At 66.3% G+C, this 16,703-nt stretch carries 13 protein-coding genes; 4 read left to right on the top strand and 9 right to left on the bottom strand.

Going from position 1 to position 16,703, the window contains the following annotated elements; genetic code table 11:
* Window positions 1-382 precede the first annotated feature (382 nt).
* The 3 genes from ACIG5F_RS12955 to ACIG5F_RS12965 are packed head-to-tail and all read left to right on the top strand — an operon-like array spanning window position 383 to window position 5,264.
* Complete coding sequence (locus ACIG5F_RS12955; RefSeq protein ID WP_396517821.1) at window positions 383-931, top strand: hypothetical protein; 549 nt, start codon at window positions 383-385, stop codon at window positions 929-931.
* On the top strand, window positions 928-3,108 hold the full coding sequence (locus tag ACIG5F_RS12960) for a hypothetical protein (RefSeq protein WP_396517822.1): 2,181 nt from the start codon (window positions 928-930) through the stop codon (window positions 3,106-3,108). Before ACIG5F_RS12955 ends, ACIG5F_RS12960 begins: the two co-directional genes overlap by 4 nt.
* A 35-nt stretch (window positions 3,109-3,143) precedes the next feature.
* Complete coding sequence (locus ACIG5F_RS12965; RefSeq protein WP_396517823.1) at window positions 3,144-5,264, top strand: hypothetical protein; 2,121 nt, start codon at window positions 3,144-3,146, stop codon at window positions 5,262-5,264.
* A 335-nt stretch (window positions 5,265-5,599) separates the two neighbouring features.
* On the opposite strand, the gene cas6e is transcribed toward ACIG5F_RS12965, so the two are convergent.
* The 7 genes from cas6e to ACIG5F_RS13000 all read right to left on the bottom strand — a co-directional run bounded on the left by cas6e (window position 5,600) and on the right by ACIG5F_RS13000 (window position 13,935).
* A complete protein-coding gene (cas6e, locus tag ACIG5F_RS12970) occupies window positions 5,600-6,262 on the bottom strand; it encodes a type I-E CRISPR-associated protein Cas6/Cse3/CasE (RefSeq protein WP_396517824.1) in 663 nt (220 codons plus the stop codon).
* Window positions 6,253-6,978, bottom strand: coding sequence for a type I-E CRISPR-associated protein Cas5/CasD (cas5e, locus tag ACIG5F_RS12975; RefSeq protein WP_396517825.1), 726 nt, complete (start codon window positions 6,976-6,978; stop codon window positions 6,253-6,255). The genes cas6e and cas5e overlap by 10 nt, the downstream gene beginning before the upstream one ends.
* A gap of 15 nt (window positions 6,979-6,993) precedes the next feature.
* Window positions 6,994-8,118: a type I-E CRISPR-associated protein Cas7/Cse4/CasC gene (cas7e, locus tag ACIG5F_RS12980; protein ID WP_396517826.1), complete on the bottom strand. Its 1,125-nt coding sequence runs from the start codon at window positions 8,116-8,118 to the stop codon at window positions 6,994-6,996.
* Window positions 8,115-8,717: a type I-E CRISPR-associated protein Cse2/CasB gene (gene casB / locus ACIG5F_RS12985; protein WP_396517827.1), complete on the bottom strand. Its 603-nt coding sequence runs from the start codon at window positions 8,715-8,717 to the stop codon at window positions 8,115-8,117. The genes cas7e and casB overlap by 4 nt, the downstream gene beginning before the upstream one ends.
* Window positions 8,714-10,735 (bottom strand): type I-E CRISPR-associated protein Cse1/CasA, encoded by a 2,022-nt coding sequence (gene casA / locus ACIG5F_RS12990; protein ID WP_396517829.1) that lies wholly within the window; start codon window positions 10,733-10,735, stop codon window positions 8,714-8,716. Before casA ends, casB begins: the two co-directional genes overlap by 4 nt.
* On the bottom strand, window positions 10,732-13,101 hold the full coding sequence (cas3, locus tag ACIG5F_RS12995) for a CRISPR-associated helicase Cas3' (RefSeq protein ID WP_396518100.1): 2,370 nt from the start codon (window positions 13,099-13,101) through the stop codon (window positions 10,732-10,734). Before cas3 ends, casA begins: the two co-directional genes overlap by 4 nt.
* Window positions 13,102-13,716: 615 nt before the next feature.
* Window positions 13,717-13,935 carry a hypothetical protein gene (locus tag ACIG5F_RS13000; protein ID WP_396517830.1) on the bottom strand — a complete coding sequence of 73 codons (219 nt, stop codon included), beginning with the start codon at window positions 13,933-13,935 and terminating at the stop codon, window positions 13,717-13,719.
* A gap of 249 nt (window positions 13,936-14,184) precedes the next feature.
* On the opposite strand from ACIG5F_RS13000, the gene ACIG5F_RS13005 reads away from it, so the two are divergent.
* Window positions 14,185-14,790 carry a hypothetical protein gene (locus tag ACIG5F_RS13005; RefSeq protein WP_396517831.1) on the top strand — a complete coding sequence of 202 codons (606 nt, stop codon included), beginning with the start codon at window positions 14,185-14,187 and terminating at the stop codon, window positions 14,788-14,790.
* On the opposite strand, the gene ACIG5F_RS13010 is transcribed toward ACIG5F_RS13005, so the two are convergent.
* Together ACIG5F_RS13010 and ACIG5F_RS13015 are read right to left on the bottom strand one after the other, a co-directional pair.
* A protein-coding gene (locus ACIG5F_RS13010) for an IS5 family transposase (protein WP_396518101.1) occupies window positions 14,750-15,534 on the bottom strand; the annotation gives its coding sequence in 2 pieces (ribosomal slippage) (window positions 14,750-15,204 and window positions 15,204-15,534; 786 coding nt in all). The genes ACIG5F_RS13005 and ACIG5F_RS13010 overlap by 41 nt on opposite strands.
* A gap of 305 nt (window positions 15,535-15,839) precedes the next feature.
* Window positions 15,840-16,187, bottom strand: a complete 348-nt coding sequence (locus ACIG5F_RS13015; protein WP_396517832.1) for a hypothetical protein — start codon at window positions 16,185-16,187, stop codon at window positions 15,840-15,842.
* Window positions 16,188-16,703 lie beyond the last annotated feature (516 nt).

Genomic DNA, 16,703 nt, shown 5'->3' on the forward strand with positions numbered 1-16,703 from the left:
GCGGATCTGTTCCAGTTGCTATCCAGCATCCGTTACGTACCACATCGGTCACAGAGGGTCTCGGGCGTAACGGGCGGTCGCGCCGGCACGACGTGGTTGGCGACGTGATCACGGGCCGCAACCTTGGGCCCGTGATCACCTGGCGGCAGTTCTGGTGAAGGTCGTCCGGTCGAGTAGCGGTGCTTCTGGGGGGGGGAATGCCAGGTTGGACGAGATGGCTACCGGTGCAGAGTCCGCAGGTACAGAGGGCCGCCCTGCTGCGACGCGAACTCAGCACGCCATTCGATTGCTAGTTCTGCTCGATGGATGCGGTACGCCGACCGTGGATGGAGATCCGCCCGGAACGGTCAAGTCGGTACGAAGCGAGCTGCGGCTCCAGGCGATGGACTTCTGGCTGCGAAACCCGGACTACCTCGCCGACGAGCTGGTGTCGATGGTGGAAGCTGGCACGGCCGACGCTGGTCACCTGAACACAGCGCGGTCGCTCTTGGACGATCTAGAACCGGACCTGCGCTGGTACCCGATGCCGCGCTGGTTCTTCGGTGCCTACGAGCAGCTCGATGACGCGTTCTCCATCCTCGAAACGTATGGCCTCGCCACGTTGCGCCGTACCGGGCAGCCAGGCAAAAAGAGCAAGCGCAACCAGTTCTTCCTGACGCAGGCAGGGGCCGCCGCGGTCGCTGAGCTCGCGAAGGATCCGACTCTGGGCTGGTACGCCAAGCAGGTGAAGCTGGTCGCGTTGGTCGCAGGGGACGACGGTGGGCAGGCCCTGAAGGACCGGCAATACCGGCAGGCCACGTACGCAGGGACCGAGCTGGGGGTGGCCATCGCGCCAATCGCGCCGCGGGTGCGCGAACGGCTGGACGCGCTGAGCGCCGCCGCATCGGTATCGGCTGCTGGAGAAGCCGGTCAGGAAGGGGACCAGACGTGAGTGCTCTCGGCAAGGAGGTTGTGGACGTCCTGGCCAGGCGGCGGACAGGCGGTCCGCTCAGCCTCACTGTCGACGAGGTCGACAAGATCCTCAGCGGACTCGGCGTCCCGCTCGGCGGCACCAAGGCGGTTCCAGTGCCGCTGCGCGCGACACGGATGTACTTCAGTGGGACGAAGTGGCTCAAACCGGATCGCCCCGATGCCCATGGACACGAGCTGGTCGATGTAGCCGACCTCCCTGAGTGGATCCGACCGGTCGTTGACAAGCGCTCGCCCGGAGCGGCCTCGGCCGGAGGTGGTGAGGCATCGGAGGCCGATGAGCAGGCAGGACCAAGGGCGCGGGTCCCATTTCACTTCGAATGGTCGCCCCAGCCCGGTGTCAACGGGATTGGCTCGGGTCGGAACCTACGCGGCAAGTCAACCCTCTTGAACGTTCTCATGTGGTCACTGACCGGCCGGTGTCCGCAGTTCCAGAACGACGTCCGCAGCTGGATCGAGCATGTCGAAGTCGATTGGAAGGTGGGCGCCGAGCGGCTGCGGGTCGCGTTCGATGCGGTGGACGGGGTGGCCACCGGACAAGTGATCAGGATCATGGAGGCGGACTCGGACACTAGATCTACGATCCTCGGGCAGTTCGACGGCGCGGACTTCGAGGGCGTCATGGGCTCGCTGATGATGACTCGGTTGAGGTTGGAAAACATCCCGGTCTGGACGGACACGGCGGCTCGGGTGCACGCGTGGCCCGCGTACTCCAGTTCGTTTGTGGTCCGCGCAAACCAGCTCGATCCGATCGTTGGCAACGAGCAGACCATTGGCCTGCGGATGATGCAGATGTTCATCGGTACGGACTGGGCACCGGTGCAGGCTGCCGCAATGACGGCGCGGCGCGGCATGGATACGGCACGAGACGCCGCGAAGGACAAGGCCCAGGCGGCTGGCGAGGCGGTGGAGGCAAGCCGACGCGCGGCGGAGAAGCAGGTCCAGGACGTTCGGACGAAGATCGGGAAGCTACCGGCCGAGACACCGGACATGCAGCTGGTGCTCGACGCCGCGACCCGCGCATCCGACCTCGCGCGAGAGGTTCACAAGCTTGAGGCGAAGCTGATCGCGCAGACGTCGCTCGCTGGAACAGCACGTCAACAGCTCAAGGCAGTGAAGGCCCGCGTGCATACCAGCTACGAGGACGCGCTCGCGGCTAGGTTCTTCCATCACATGCGTCCGTCGGTGTGCCCACGCTGCGCTGCGCAGGTCACTCCGGAACGGCAGGCTGCGGAACCGGACAAACACGAGTGTTCGGTGTGCACCAGTGAACTGAATCTGAAGGCTCTCCAGTCCGATGTCATCGTGGCCGCATCGGTACCGGACGAGCTCGTGGCCGGCCTGGTCGCAAGGACGTCCGGAAGTGACGGCGAGGATCCGGATGCTGAAGAAGGGCCCCTGGACGAGGTTGAAGCGGCGCAGGCCGCAGTGGCCGCGGCCGAAGCCGCGGTGGCGGAGCTGACTGCCGAGATCGCGACGCTGACGACGGAACGGGACGAGGCGGCGGCGCGAGTAGAAGTGGGGAGCGCACTTCTATCGGCCGCGAGTGAGCGTCGTGTGCTCGAACTGGATTTGGCCCGCGCCGAAGGTGCTCTGGGGGCGCTGACCCGGTCGAGCGACCCGGCGACGGTTGACCCGGTCGATCCGGTGCACCTCGCCGTCGTGGAAGCAGCCGAGCAGGTGCTCAAGAAGTGGGTGAAGAACGACCAGGACCCGATGCTGGTCCAGATCTCCGCTGACATCGAACGCCTGACTCAGAGCTTCGGCGCCGACAACCTCAGCGGCTTCGCTCTCAGCGGCGGAGCGAACATGATGCTCCGAGAGAACGGCGTCAAGCAGACCTACTCCGGGCTTACAGCCGGCGAGAAGCTGCGGGTCAAGATCGCGACCGCCATCGCGCTCATCCAGCACGGTTACGTCGAGGGGATCGGTCGACACCCCGGTTTCCTCGTCCTGGACTCGCCGTCCGCCGAGGAGATGCCGGAGGAGGACCTCGCCACCATGGTCAGGGCTTTGCGGGACGTCGCGGGCGAGGCCGAGATGCAGATCTTCGTCGCCACCCGCAACGCCGCCCCGCTCGTTGATCTACTTCCGCAAGCCAATCGGGTTGTCGCGGAGGGTAACGCCTACGTTTGGTGAGAAGCTGCACGGTAATTGCTGACGAGAGGAACGCCATGAGCGGCAGTGCGGCCGTCGAGCTGGAGGGGGATCTCACCGCGCTCCTTTCGGCGAGCGCGGGTGGCCCGCCAGTCGAGGGCGCTTTCGCGACGCTTGGTGGCTGGGAGCGATTGGCTCGGGAAGCTGCTGATCTCGCCGACAGCCCGGTGCTTCCGCCGCTCGTCCATCTGGTCGCGCACGAGGCAGCCAACTCCGGCGGCCGGACCGACAGCTATCCGGCAGCCATGCGCCGCGTATCAGCTGCGGTCACATCCTCCACGAGTCCGGCCATCCTCACCGACAGCTTGGAGGCTCTGCTCACCAGTGGACCAGCGCTGAACGAGGTCGGCGGGGTTCTGGCCAAGGCCCTGGAGGATGCTGTCCAGAAATTCCTCGACTTACCGGACCCGGACAGCCGCGCCGCCCTGAGAACAGCAAGCGCACTGGAGGCCCGCACCCGACTTGCCCTGTGCGGGATCGGATCACCATTCGCGTTGCTAGCTCTTCTGGAACGTTTCGATGCACCGATGCCCAAGCCGCTCGGCACCGCGGTTGTCCGCGCCGTCGGTGTCGCCGTCGACCACTGGCCGCACGCCGCGAGCCTCGCCAGTGTTGTCCGCATCGTCGCGGGGATCGACCCCCCGGCCGGCCGGTTGCGTCCAGATTCCGACCCCGAGGACGTCGCCTCCGACGCCGCGTGGGTGCTGGCGGGTATCGAACTGGTCAGCGCACTCCGCGCCGCGGACCTGCCGCTCATGCTGCACAACCTGGAAGCCTCCGCACGGTACTTGCAGGTCGCCTGGGACACCTACGAGCGTGAGGACGCCAGCGTCCTTCTGACCGTGGTGGAAGTGCTGTGCGCGCTTCTCGACGAGTCCTCGGCGAGGCCGCAGGTGGCGGCCCTGTCGACATCTCGGCTCGAACCACGCGCACTGGCCGACCTGTCTGAGCGGGTTCGCCGGATCAACGTGACGTCCATGGGTCTGAATCATTGGTATGGGGATCCGAAGCGAGCAGCGCTGCTGGCGTGGTCACAACTGGCTGACGACCTGGGCAGGCTCCGGGAAGAGTTTGAGCGGGATAGCCTCTACAAGGCCGAGGTCGTTGTCGACGACCTACTCCAGATCTACCTGGGCTCGCGTTCCGCGGCTGTCGTCTCTCACGAGGAGGACATTGGCGGCCTGCTCAGGCTCGTTCAGCCGGTCATCGAGTCGGGGTTCGCCAGGACGGCGGGCCTGCTGTGCAACCTCGAAGATCACACCCACGCCTTGGAACAGGAAGCCGCGACCGCGGCGGGCGACCGTGAACGTGAGGTCACCGAGAAGCTCGCCGCCGCGCAGACGGTCCTTCAAGCGGCGAAGGCGCAAGCATTGGCCGGTGCAGGGCCGGGAAAAGGCGGTAGCGGCACGGCGACCGCGTCGCTGCCGCAACCCCTCAACCAACTTGTCCTGCCAGGATCCGCGGCAGCGATCGAACTTGCCGAGAAAGTGTCGCCCGAGACCCTCGCTGAACTCGCCAAAGCGGTCAGCGACAGAACCATCGGCAAGCACAGCCTCAACCTGATCGAGGCAGAGGTGTACTCCGCGATCCGATCGTGTCTGGAGACGAGCCCCGACTACGTCAGGGAGCCGAAGGATGCAGTGGACGACGTTCTTCGGCTGATCATCCAGTTCGTCAGCTCACGGGCCAATGCCCAATCGGACCTGTATCCGTACCTGTTCGACCCGAAGGCCGTCGAAGGCCACATCCACAAGGACCTTCTTGACTACTTGAAGTCCAGTAGCCTCGGCGCGATCGCCGAGTTCGAGGTCCAGCACGTCGGCGGCGGGCGAATCGACCTGCGACTCAAGTTCAGCGGATTCAGCATCTGCATCGAGATGAAGGTCGATTCGATGAAGCAGCCCTTGAGCGACAAGCGGGCATACCTCAAGCAGGCGGTCACATATCAGACCACGGATATCCGAATCGGATTCCTGGTTTCACTGCGCCACAAGGCGTTCGATCCCACCGGGGCCCCGCCACACCTGAGCGCGCTCATCGGACATACGGTGTTCGATGTGCCAGGCGACGCGGTCCCGAGGCACATCGTCACCGTAGGCGTTCCTGGCAGCCGGACCAAACCGTCGGACATGAAGTAGGGCCGGTTCGTTCCCAGCTGGTAGAACTGGTCGCGGCAGGTCCGGCCGCAGGCGGGCCGGATCGAGGCGATGGTGCGTGGACGCCCGGGCCTACGGTGCTCGCTTCCACGGGCGTGGCGGTGCTTCGCCAGGTTGCGATGCCATCGCAGCACCGTGTCTGAGCTGACCAGCAGTCGGAGTCGGCGCAGCGTTGTGCGGGACAGTGGCGCGAGTAGCGCCGCGCGCCGAGTTGTCTCTGCAAGACCGTGATTTGGTGGCGTAGGGCGAGGATCTCGATGTCCTTCTCGCGGTCGGTCATGCGCACCAGTTGTTCCGGCGAACATGTGATGGAGTTGTCAATTCTGGGTCCGGGCGAGAGTGAGGAGTCCGCAGCCATAGGGCTTGGCACGGCCGATGCCGGTGACGAGGGCGGCTTTGAAGGCGTCGGGGTCGGTGACGACCAGATGTCCGTCGAAGCGCACTGGGGTGATGGTGACCCTGGCGGGCTTGCCGCGTTTGCCGGTGAGGCGGGGCAGACCAGTGCACGCGACGTCAGGATGGCCGCCGTGGGCAGCGGGGATGATGAATCCGTGTTGGCTGCCCTTGTTGACCAGCCAGTCGAGGTGGTGTTCTGACCCGAGGGGGACATGGCGGCGGATGGCGAGGTTCGCGTCATTGTGAATGCAGCGTGTCGGGTTACCGACGAGACGGAAGGCGTACTTGCGGCCTGGCCGGACCGAGTCCAACACAGGGGCCAGAGTACGGACTTCAGCGGGGCGGGTGAGGTAATCGGCCGCGAGACGACTCCAGGCCGGTTCGGTATGACTCTGGATGTACTGAATCAGTCCGCCGCAGAGAGTGTCGATTCTCCATAGGACACCGTGGGTTTGTCGGAAGTTGTCGCGCGACGCCAACTCGGGGTAGGCCGACATGAGAGTGCGGTGCATGTCGTTGATGTCGTCCAGGTCCCGCCGAACAGCGCTCGATCGGGGGTTGAGGCTGAGTTTGGTCAAGAACATGAGGGCACCTCGACGTTCAGCATGGCGTTGGTCAAGGGTGTGTGGTTCAGCAACACAGAACGGGTCGCGAAGCGACGGCGGTCTGGCGCGAACGAGATGGGGTGATCGTTGCGTATTTCGGCTTCCGGCAGGGTGGGCGGACAGTCGACGATCAACCGGAGCGGCGCCCGGTCATCGGCAGATTTGGCGCGCTCGGCGCACCGCACTGAGTCTGGCTCAACTAGCCAGGGATGCGTTGTGAGCGCATCATGGAGTGTCTGTCCGGTGAGCAGGCCCGGTTCGATGAGGATGGGTCGCGTCGGGACAAAGGCGCGACGGCCGAGGTAGAGGCGCCACCGTGGGCGGCGCACGGCGTCGGCCACACGGGCGAGCAGGCCTGCGTCCCCTTCGAGTATGACGAGGAAGAGGGCGTCGGCGAGGTAGTAGCGTTCGCTGACGACGGTCCGGTGGCCCGAGCCGGTGGTGGTGGGCACGTTCTGGGCCGTCTGGTAGTCGCGTTCCAGGATGCCTTGCCGGTCGACCCGGACGCCCATGCTCAGGCGGGCCAGTTCGGCCAGGCTGGCGTCGTCGGTGCGGTCGATGCCCATGGCCGCGCCGAGCAGGCCGAGGACCCCGGATTTGGTGGGTTCGGTTGCGGTGTCGCGGATGATGCCGTGGGAGCGGGTGCCCCAGGACTGCATCGGCGCGTCGAAGCACAACTTCAGGATTGCGTTCATGATTGTTGGCGGTGGTCAGGCTGCTGTGGCAGCTAGGAGATGGTCGACGAAGGTGGTGACGTTGCGGGTCGCCGTGACGTGTTCCATGGCGGGAAGGTTGTTGTTCAGGTTGGCTGCGGTGGCTGTTCTGATGCCGTCGTGGCCGTAGAAGTCGCACAGCCGGTCGAAGTGGTTGATCAGCGCGTTCGTGGAGGCCGCCATGACGTCCTCGCCAGGGGTGATGGGGTTGAGGAAGGCGTTGGCGAGGTTCCAGGCACCGTGCTCACGTACCACGCCGAGTAGTGTTTCGGGCATGGTCCGGGCGGCCATGGCGTTCTGTTTGCCGCTGGGGACAGCGTTGATGAACGCGTGCAGCCAGGCGCGGGCGGTACGGGCCACCAGTTCGATGTCGCCGTCAAGGTTGGTGGCGAGCTGCGTGAGATCGACATTGGTGTAGCGGTAGTAGCAGGCTGCGTTGAAGTCGATGGTGCCGAGCATGTCGGCACCGGATTCGGAGTCTGGTCTGAGGTCGTCGACGGCGGTGTAGAAGTCAAACTCGTTCGTCACAGCGTGGGTGGAGAGTGCGTGGGCGACCTGGGAGGCGGCGGTGACGTTGAAGTCCTTGTTGTCAGCGATCATGCGGCCGAACAGGGCGACGTCGGCGGCGCGGCTGGCGTCGAGGATTCGTTTGGCCTCAGCCAGGGTGGCTTTGTCCGGCTTGACCTTGGTGGCACGCGCGGAGCCCCTCGCCGCGGTGACGGCGGCGAGGTCGTCCCAGTGGCTCTGGCTGTAGTCAGCAAGCAGGTCGATGGTGCTCCTGCCGACGTAGAGCAGGTACTGAGTCAGGTGGGTGGTGTCGTCGACGCCGAAGCCAAGGCTGTGCAGGGCGGCTTGGACGACGCCAGTGGCTTCGCCGGCGTCTCGGCCGGCGTCGACCAGCACGTCGACGACCTGGGTGAGCAGCCGCTTCGTTCGGACGCCGGTTTGGTCGGCGGCCAGTCCGTAGTCGCGGAACAGCAGGCGGGCGGAACGTTTGAGGCATTGGCTGGAGATACGTCCCCGGGTATATCCGCCGAAAGTTGCGCTTTTCGGCTGGTTGATGTCGTCCCGGTTGAGATTGCTGACCGGGAAGGATTGCAACAGGTGAAGCTCGATGATCATTTGGTGGTCTCCTCGGAATCGGCGGCGGCATGAGGGGTAGGGCCGGCACGGGGGCGGTCGGGATTGGCGTGGCGGTGGAACTCGCGGATCCACAGCAGGCGCAGGTCCTGCGCGCGGGGGCCGCAGTGTTCGGGACTGGTCAGGATCAGGACGTCTTCCAGTAGCCGCCGATAGTCCACAGGTTGCTCGCCGTGCGCGAGGAGCTGCACGCACTGCCGCAGGTAATGCGGTAATGCGTCGGAATTCTGGCCGAGTAGTTGGGTGAAGCGGCGGGTGACGGAGTCCTTGCGTGTGCGGGCGAGCACTCCCATCGCGGCGCCAAGGCTGGTGTTCGCGCTGATCTTCGTCGGTTTCGGGTGGAGTGCGAACAGCCCGGCGATCAGCATCCAGGTCTCGGCTTCGTTGTCGGATGGGTTGTGTCGGAAGATGTACTCGTAGGCGGCTACGTGTTGCCGGTCGCCGGCCAGGCCACGGCGAAGGTGCGCCAGCGTCCGGCGGGCCTCGGGCGTTCGTCTGGGCACGGGTGAGGTCAGGTCGGCGCCCAACTGGTAGAGGTCGGCGATGAAGTCGTATCGCCGGTTGACGGCGGGTGTGGTCACGAGGCGTCCCTGGTGATGGTGTGGGTGGCGGCGGTGGCGCGAAATTCGGCGACCGCGGAGGCAAGGCGGCGGAGGAACACATCGTGCTGCTGGCCGGCCGCCAGCAGGGACCGCGTTCCCGGCCCGGTGTTCTGGATCCAGCGTCGCGCGACCTCGTCGGCGTGCCGGAGTACCTGGGTGGCCCACTCGGTGATCGCGGGTGTTTGCGGTGTGCGCTGCACGTACGCGGCGCCGATCGCGACGAGGAAGGTGTTGAACGGCGCGGTTAGCCGGGGCCAGTAGTCGATGTCGATGGTGGAGGCTGGGCTGGCGCGCAGTTCGGCGCGGTAGCGGTCTTGCAGGGCGCGTAGGGCTGCGCCCGCTTCGTCGGCCAGGGCGACGGCCCGGCCGATGAGCGCACCGGTGGTTTCATCGCGTGCCCGCAGCAGCGCGACCGGAGCGGAGACCTGTTCTTCCAGCCAGGTCTCCACCACGGAGGCTTTCGAGTCCAACTGCTGCCCGAATACCCGCAGGGTGTAGACCGCGTCGATGGGGATGTGGCCGTATTCGGCCAGCTCCGCCAGGTGGCTCAGTGCGCGAGGCCGCTGCCGGGTCGGTCCCTCCGCGCGGACGTCGGTCATCAGCAGTTCGGCGCTGTGCCGCCACACGCCGCGCAGAGGGTGCAAGCGGACTGGTAGCAAGGGCGCGTCCTTCTTCGGGGCTCCGCCGGGAGTGCGGGGTTTACGGAAGGCGGCCATGAGTTCGTCGTCGGGGAGGCTGCCGTTCAACCGGGTGCCGGGGGTGATCACGACCCCGTCCACTCCGGTGGCGGCGCCGGTGAGCAGTACCCGGCGCGCGGGCCAGGTCAGCAGGTCGGTCCAGCCACGCGGGGCTCGATGGTCCGGTTCGGGTGTCGGGTCGTCTGGCTCCTCCCACGCCGGCCGGTCCCGGTCGCTGGTCGACTCCGGAACGCCGTGGTCCGGGTCGTACACCAGCGCGTTGAGCAACAGGGTGTCTTTCAGCGACGCACCCTCCACCAGGACGACACCGAAGAAGTTGCACGGGGCACGCTCGGAGGATTTGTCCTTGGTGAAAGGGGTCTTCATCCCACCGGGGTCGAATGCCTGCACGGTGACCAACCACCGTGCGGCCTCGCCCGGGTCAAGGCAGAGCTGGTCACTGGCGGTGGTGTGGTCAAACAGGGTGACGTTGTTGCCAACCGCGCGGTAGGGGATCAGTTTGGCCGGTGACGCCGCCGGCAGCGCCGCGAGCGCACGGCACTGCAGAAACGGTCGTTGTGGGTGCAACAGATCGAACCGGTCACCGAACGTGGTCAGGTAGGCGTGCGCGGATTCGGGGGGCAGGGCCGGGACCCGCCACAGGTGCGCCCAGGCACGCTGCGTGGGAGGACCATAAATCCGGTGCAGCAGCGCCAGCAGCAACCGGTACAGCGCCGCGGTCATCGTGGGTGACTCGCCGGTCAGACGTCGGAACCGGTGCGCCTCGCACAGGACCTGTTCCAGCCCTACCAGTTCGTGTTCGCCCTCCAACGTGACGACCGGCAACCATGGCCGGCTACGCAGGTCAAACCCTGCCTCGGCCCAGGCCGTCACGGCGCTGTCCGCGGCTGCCGATACCGCCAGAGCCGGTTCCGCTCCGTCTTCGCCGGGCGCGGCTTCGGCGTAGATCCCCAGCACCGGATGCAGACGCAGGTTACGGCCCGCTAGGCGACACCGATCGCCGTCGAACACCAGGACCCGGTGCTCGTACAGACCGGGAACCGAATGGAACACTGCCGGAACCGGACTCTCCTCGACTACCGCGACAACCTCTGCGGGCACGTCGCTGGGTGCCCACAGCGTGCGCCGCGAGGCCAGGAGACCGTCCAGGACGGCCCGGGGCGGCGGCGCCTGATCCGTCAGCAGCACGACGGTCTCACCGTCTAGGGTGACGTAGCGGCCATCCGGCAGCCGTCGCAGCACCACGACCTCGAGCGACTGCTCCACGGGCCCGGTCGGCTCCCCGTTGAACACTGTCACGACCGCCGTCCACCCCGCCGCGTGCGACGCGGATCTTTCGGCCGCACGGTCAACTCGGCGAGTTGGCTGACTGCGGTCGGCATCGGCAGGTGCAGCAGCCGAGCCTCGTGCTCGATCTTCTCCACCGCGCTTTGGTGTACGGCTTGCGCTGAGTCCCACGCCTCTTCCCAGCCTGCCGGGCAGGGCACCGCCGCGGGTGGCCCGTAGACGGCGTCCACCAGCGCCGGAGCCTGCTGCGGCAGGGCCAGCACCGCGCGGTCACGCAGCAACGCCCAGGTCCGCAACAAGACCCACGTCGAGTACACCGTGTGTAGGTACTGCGAGAACCGTGGACCGCCCGGTTCCTCGACGACCCCGGTAAGCCCTAGGACCGGTACCCCGCGGTCCGGACCGCGACGATGGCGATGGAGCCGTCCGGCACGCTGAATCAGCGAATCCACGGGCGCCACGTCGCTGAGCATCGCGTCAAAATCCAGGTCGAGGCTGTGCTCCAGCACCTGGGTGCCCACGACGATCGCCCGAGGCCGTGTTCCCCCCGGGCCGAACTTGCCTCGCAGCTCCTCCTCAATCCCCCGGCGGCGCTCCGACGACAGCTGGCCATTGATCATGATCAGCTCCGGACGCTGATCCTCGGGCAACGCCGCGATTCGCTTTTCCAGTTCGGTCGCCGTCCACACCGCGCGCCGCACTAGGTTGTGCACCACCGCGACCGAACCACCATCACGCACCCGCCCTAGCACCCAGTCGACCACCTCATCGTCGGACACCCGTTCCAGAACAATGGTGCGGTCGCGGTTCACCTCCGACACATCCGCCGCCCGCACCACCACCGTCCCCTGGCCCACGACCGTGACCCGCGGATAGCACTCAACCATCGGAGGATTCGGCAATTCCCGTGGCAGGCAACGCATCTGGCCCGACTGCCACGCCGCGACCAGGTCCTGCCGACGCTTCGCGGGCAAGGTCGCGGACAACATCACCACAGACACGCCGGTCCGCCCCAACCACATCAGCAAACGATCCAACAACCCGGACATATACGTGTCGTAGGCGTGCACCTCGTCAATGACGACAATCTTGTTACCTAGCGCGGCCAGCCGCACGAACACATGGCCGGACCTAATTCCTGATTTCAGCAACTGGTCGACGGTGCCGACACCGATGCTGGCCAGCAGGCTGCGTTTGCTCACGAACCAGTCCTGCGCGGCAACGTCGCCGTCCTCCATTTCGTCTTCCCCGACTCCGGAGGGAACCACCCGCACATCCTGGATGTCCGCCGCGCCACTGTAATTGCGGCGCGGCACAACCGTAGACTCCTGGTCGGCCAGCAACGCCGCGATCTCGTCGAACATCTGATTGCTCGTCGCGCGGGTCGGCATGGCCACATACAGTCCCGCTGCCCCCAGCGTCTTGGCCAACGCCGCGGCCGCCTGCAACGCGGCCTTCGTCTTGCCCTCGCCCGTAGGTGCTTCCACCACCAGCAACGTCGGCCCCGTCCGGTCGGCGAGAACATCCTCAACCACCGACTGCACCCCCCGCGGCACGCCGATAGCGGGAAACAGCGTGCTGAACCCGGTGTCGGCAGGCGGCTCCCACCCCGCGAACCCGACCCTGTCCACTGCCGAGCGCGCTAAGACGGCACTCTCCCTCGCGTATCGAGCAACATCCGCCACTTCACCAACCGGCGGGAAACTCGTGACGTCCGACGCTATCCAATCGCTCACCGACGCCAATCCGGCCAGTTGTAGCGCCGACGCGACACTCAGATGCACCTCGCCCCAGGGCAGGCTGCTCGGCTCCGGCAAACCCCGCGCCGCCACCACCTGTTGGACCAGATCCTCCCGCCACGCCTCCCAGACGGACCGACCGTGATCGTTAAGCGCCGCACGGGCCTGCCGAAGCTCCTGCGCCCCAGGGAAATACCCGTGGTGGCCGCCCACCGCAACGGCAAGCAGATCCGCCACCACAGGCAGCGCACCCCAGGAGGACAGCAACCGCTTCAACTCGATCGCCGTGACCACACCATGGGGTGTGTCCAGTCGCCGTACCCCCGTTTCCCGCTGCACGTAACGTAGGTCCGCCTCTGCCGTCGCCCCCAACCGCGACGCCGCAAGATCAGCTCGAAGAGCTTGGAAGGCCGGCGCATACTTTCCCAGATCGTGCAGACCGATCAAAACGGACGACCACTCAACCACCGCGCCGAGTGGTTGCAGACCCGCCTCGATCTCGTTCCGCGCCGCCGGGCCGAGCATGAACGGCCACAGCCGCTCGGCCACCGCCGCCGTATCCAGAACATGACAGACCAACGGGTGAAGCAGATCCCGGCCACGGGCCTTCGCCCACGCCGCTGCGACCGGAGGAACCATGGCCTCCACACCCAACTCCCTCGCCGCCACACGACAGCATTCTGTGGCGCTGGTGGCGCACCAATGAGGTGCGCCACCAGCAGCCTCACCGAATAAGCCGTCGCAGGAACTCGGCACAGAAATAGAACACCGGTCCCGCCGAAACGAAACCGGCCACCTCAGGTGCCGCGGGGCCGCCCACGCTTGTCAGCACATGTCCGATCGCCGCCTGGACGCTCTCGGCGGCGCACACGGCGGCCACCGAGGACACCAAGAAGATCACAATGCTGCGAACGGAGAGCGGCCGAGGGCCAATGCACCCGTTTCCAGGATCGTTTACCATGTACATCGCTTTCTAGGTCGTGTGTACGCCTGGAAGCAGGGGCGGCCTCCCGTGCAGTGGGGGGCCGCCCGCCATCTGGACGGACGACCCGGTCGCCCCCACCCTTCACCGCGGATCACCAACTCGGTGACTCGCGCTCCCCGGAAAGCCGGGGCAAATCCCATCTCCGCAGCGAGACATGGGTCATCTCCGCGTTACCACCGTTCACGATGAGCCTGCGGAGCACGCCAGGAGACTACCATCTGTGAGCTGCGCAACAAAGGTGGCAGCTGGCAGGGGCGGTGCGCCTACAGCTAGACAGTTGCCCTACTTCTACATCGCCCAGGGGCGGCGGTGATGATGCTCCTGCTGGCGCGGACCTCGCCGTCGGCGCGGCGTCGCGTGCCGCTCCACTGGACTGGGCAGATCACCGGGGCGCTCGCGATGGCCGCGCTGGTGTTCGGGGCGATCGAAGCCAGCCGGGCCGGGTTCACCGACCCCGAGATGCTGGTGGCCTTCGTGCTCGCCGTCATCGCGTTGGCCACGTTCGTCGTGGTCCAGGCGCAGTTTGCGCATCCGATGGTGCCGCTGGAGCCGTTCCGCACCCGGGCGATGGTGCGAACTGGAGATCGCGCCCCAGCGCGGCGACGGAATCCGGCGTCGCTCGGTGCCGATTTGGGTCGTCCGCGACGGCGACCTTTACGCGCGGTCCTGCCGGCTATCGATTGTGTGCCGCACGGCCAGACCGACGCCGTGCGCCTGCTGCGTGCGCGGGGTATTTCTTGCGGCTGGGCGCCATCGGGTTCGACGGCCCGATCGCCACCGTCGGCTACATGCAACGCGACCTCGTCGAACGCCGTGCCTGGATCGATCGCCAAGACTTCACCCGCGCGCACCCCTGCGCCCGCTGCGGGGATGTTCGCGAGCCGGCTGCCCGTGATGAAGACGGACGCCCGTTGTGTCCGACCTGCTACGTCAGTGAACCCGCCAATCTCCAGGACTGCATGGGATGCGGTCGGCGGCGACGTGTCGGCATCCGGACCCCGGAGGGACCGCTCTGCGAGAGCTGCCGTCCCTGGAAGACCGTGACTTGCGAGATCTGCGGACGCAAAGGTCCTGGGCTCATCTCCAAGACCACGGGCAAGCCATGGTGCCGATCCTGCAAGCAGCGGTGGATCACCTCCGCCGGTTGCGGTGAGACCGCTCAGCTTCGCGGCGGGACGCTCGCGGAACCACTGTGTTCGACCTGCACCCGTCCGGACGCCGACTTCTGGCGCAGCCGCCCGGTCTGCGGGCAACCTGGCCGGATCCACGCCGGCCGCTGCGCCCGGTGCACTATAAGAGCTCCTAACACAGTTGCAGGTGGACCAGTCGGCGGAAGCAGATGATGCCGCACGCCAAGCGGAGGAACGCCTCATGGATGTCGTCACGGACCTCCCAACGGACGCGCAGCCTGCGGAACCAATGCAGCAGCGCGATGGTCTGCTCGACCACCCACCGGTGCACGCCCAACCCGAAGCCGTGCTGGACGCCCTTGCGGGCGATGACAGGGACGATCCCCTTGGCCCGCACCAGATCGCGGTACTTGTCGTAGTCATACGCCCGGTCGGCATACAGCTCGTCCGGTCGCCGGCGCAGGCCGCGGACCGGCGGCACCTTCTCGATCAACGGCATCAACTGGGTGACATCGTGCCGATTGCCGCCGGTCAGCGAGACCGCCAGCGGAATGCCGCGCCCTTCGGTGATCAGATGATGCTTGGAGCCAGTTCGGGCACGGTCGACCGGGCTCGGTCCTGTTTTGGGCCGCCCTTCATGGCCCGCAGGTGTGAGCCGTCGATCACCGCCTTGGACCAGTCCAGCTCACCGGCAGCGTTCAACTCGGCCAGCAGCGACTCGTGCAGCCGCTGCCAGACCCCGGCCTCGTTCCAGTCCCGCAAGCGCCGCCAGCAGGTCATGCCCGAGCCGAAGCCCAACTCCTGGGGCAGAAACTCCCACGGGATGGCCGTGTACAGCACGAACAGGATGCCGCACAGGACGTTGCGGTCATCCAGTCGAGGACGACCGGGGTGTCGGGGATCGTGCTGGACGACCAGCAGCGGCTCGATACGTGCCCACAACTCGTCGGACACGATCCACGGTGGCTGCCGCCCTTCCTCACGTCCTGATCAACAACCCAGATGATCGAGCTATTCCATGATCGATTTTGTTAGGTGTTCTAAGTCGTCGGCTGCGGGATCTCCTCGCTACTGACGACGGACAGATACCCGAGCACCTGCAGGTGTTCTATCGGACCGTGACCGCCACAGTTCGTCCGTCCACAGTGGAAAGCTGGCTCAATAGAAGGACGACACCTGCAATCCTTCGGGAGTTGCGCTCGCTCGCCGACCTTAGCCACGAGGCGCTGGACGGTCTGCCACCCGGCAAACCGCTGGAGCACCTACGCAGCGTGCTGGTCGCGGCCGGCGCGCTTCCTCACCGTAATGAGCAGATGTCCCGGCTCGAGCGCTGTATCACCCAGGCCGTCGCCGAGCGCTCGGACCCCGTCCAGCAGCAACTGCTGCGCAGCTACGGAATCTGGCACCTGCTCCGACGGCTGCGCCACCGAGTCAGGGGCACCGATACCACCCACAACCAGCTTGCAACGGCTCGTCAGCACCTTCGCGGCGCGATGGTCTTCCTCGACTGGCTGGCCTTGCACGATCTGACGCTTGCTACCTGCGGGCAACCCGATCTCGATCGCTGGCTCACCGACGATAACGCCACACACCGGGACGAGGCCGGGCATTTCGTCCGATGGGCCAAGGCGCAGAAGCTGACCCGGCTAACCTATCCCGCAGTCAGATTGGGCGGACCGGCACGCGTCATCGACACCGAAACGCGCCGGGAACAGGCCCGCTGGTTGTTGAACGACCGCTCCGTCGAACCGGAAGACCGTGTAGCCGGTCTGCTGATCTTGCTCTACGCCCAGTGGCCGTCGGCCATAAGTCGCCTCACCCTGGAACACGTCGAACACGAGGACACGAAGTGCGGTTGCAGCTCGGCCGTGAACCAGTCGTGCTGCCCGAGCCCCTTGCCGGACTCACTCTGCAGCTCGTCGCTTCCCGTCGCGGTCACGCCGCGATCGGCGACAAAGGAGCCTCGCCCTGGCTGTTCCCCGGCGGCCAACCTGGCCGACCCATCAGCTCCTACCAACTGGGCCATCGACTCCGCCAACTCGGACTGCAACCAGGACAAGCACGATCCACAGCCCTGTTCCAACTGGCTACAGACCTGCCCGCCGCCGTCCTGGCCAAGATGCTCG

The organism is Kutzneria sp. NPDC052558 (assembly GCF_044547355.1).
GTDB lineage: Bacteria > Actinomycetota > Actinomycetes > Mycobacteriales > Pseudonocardiaceae > Kutzneria.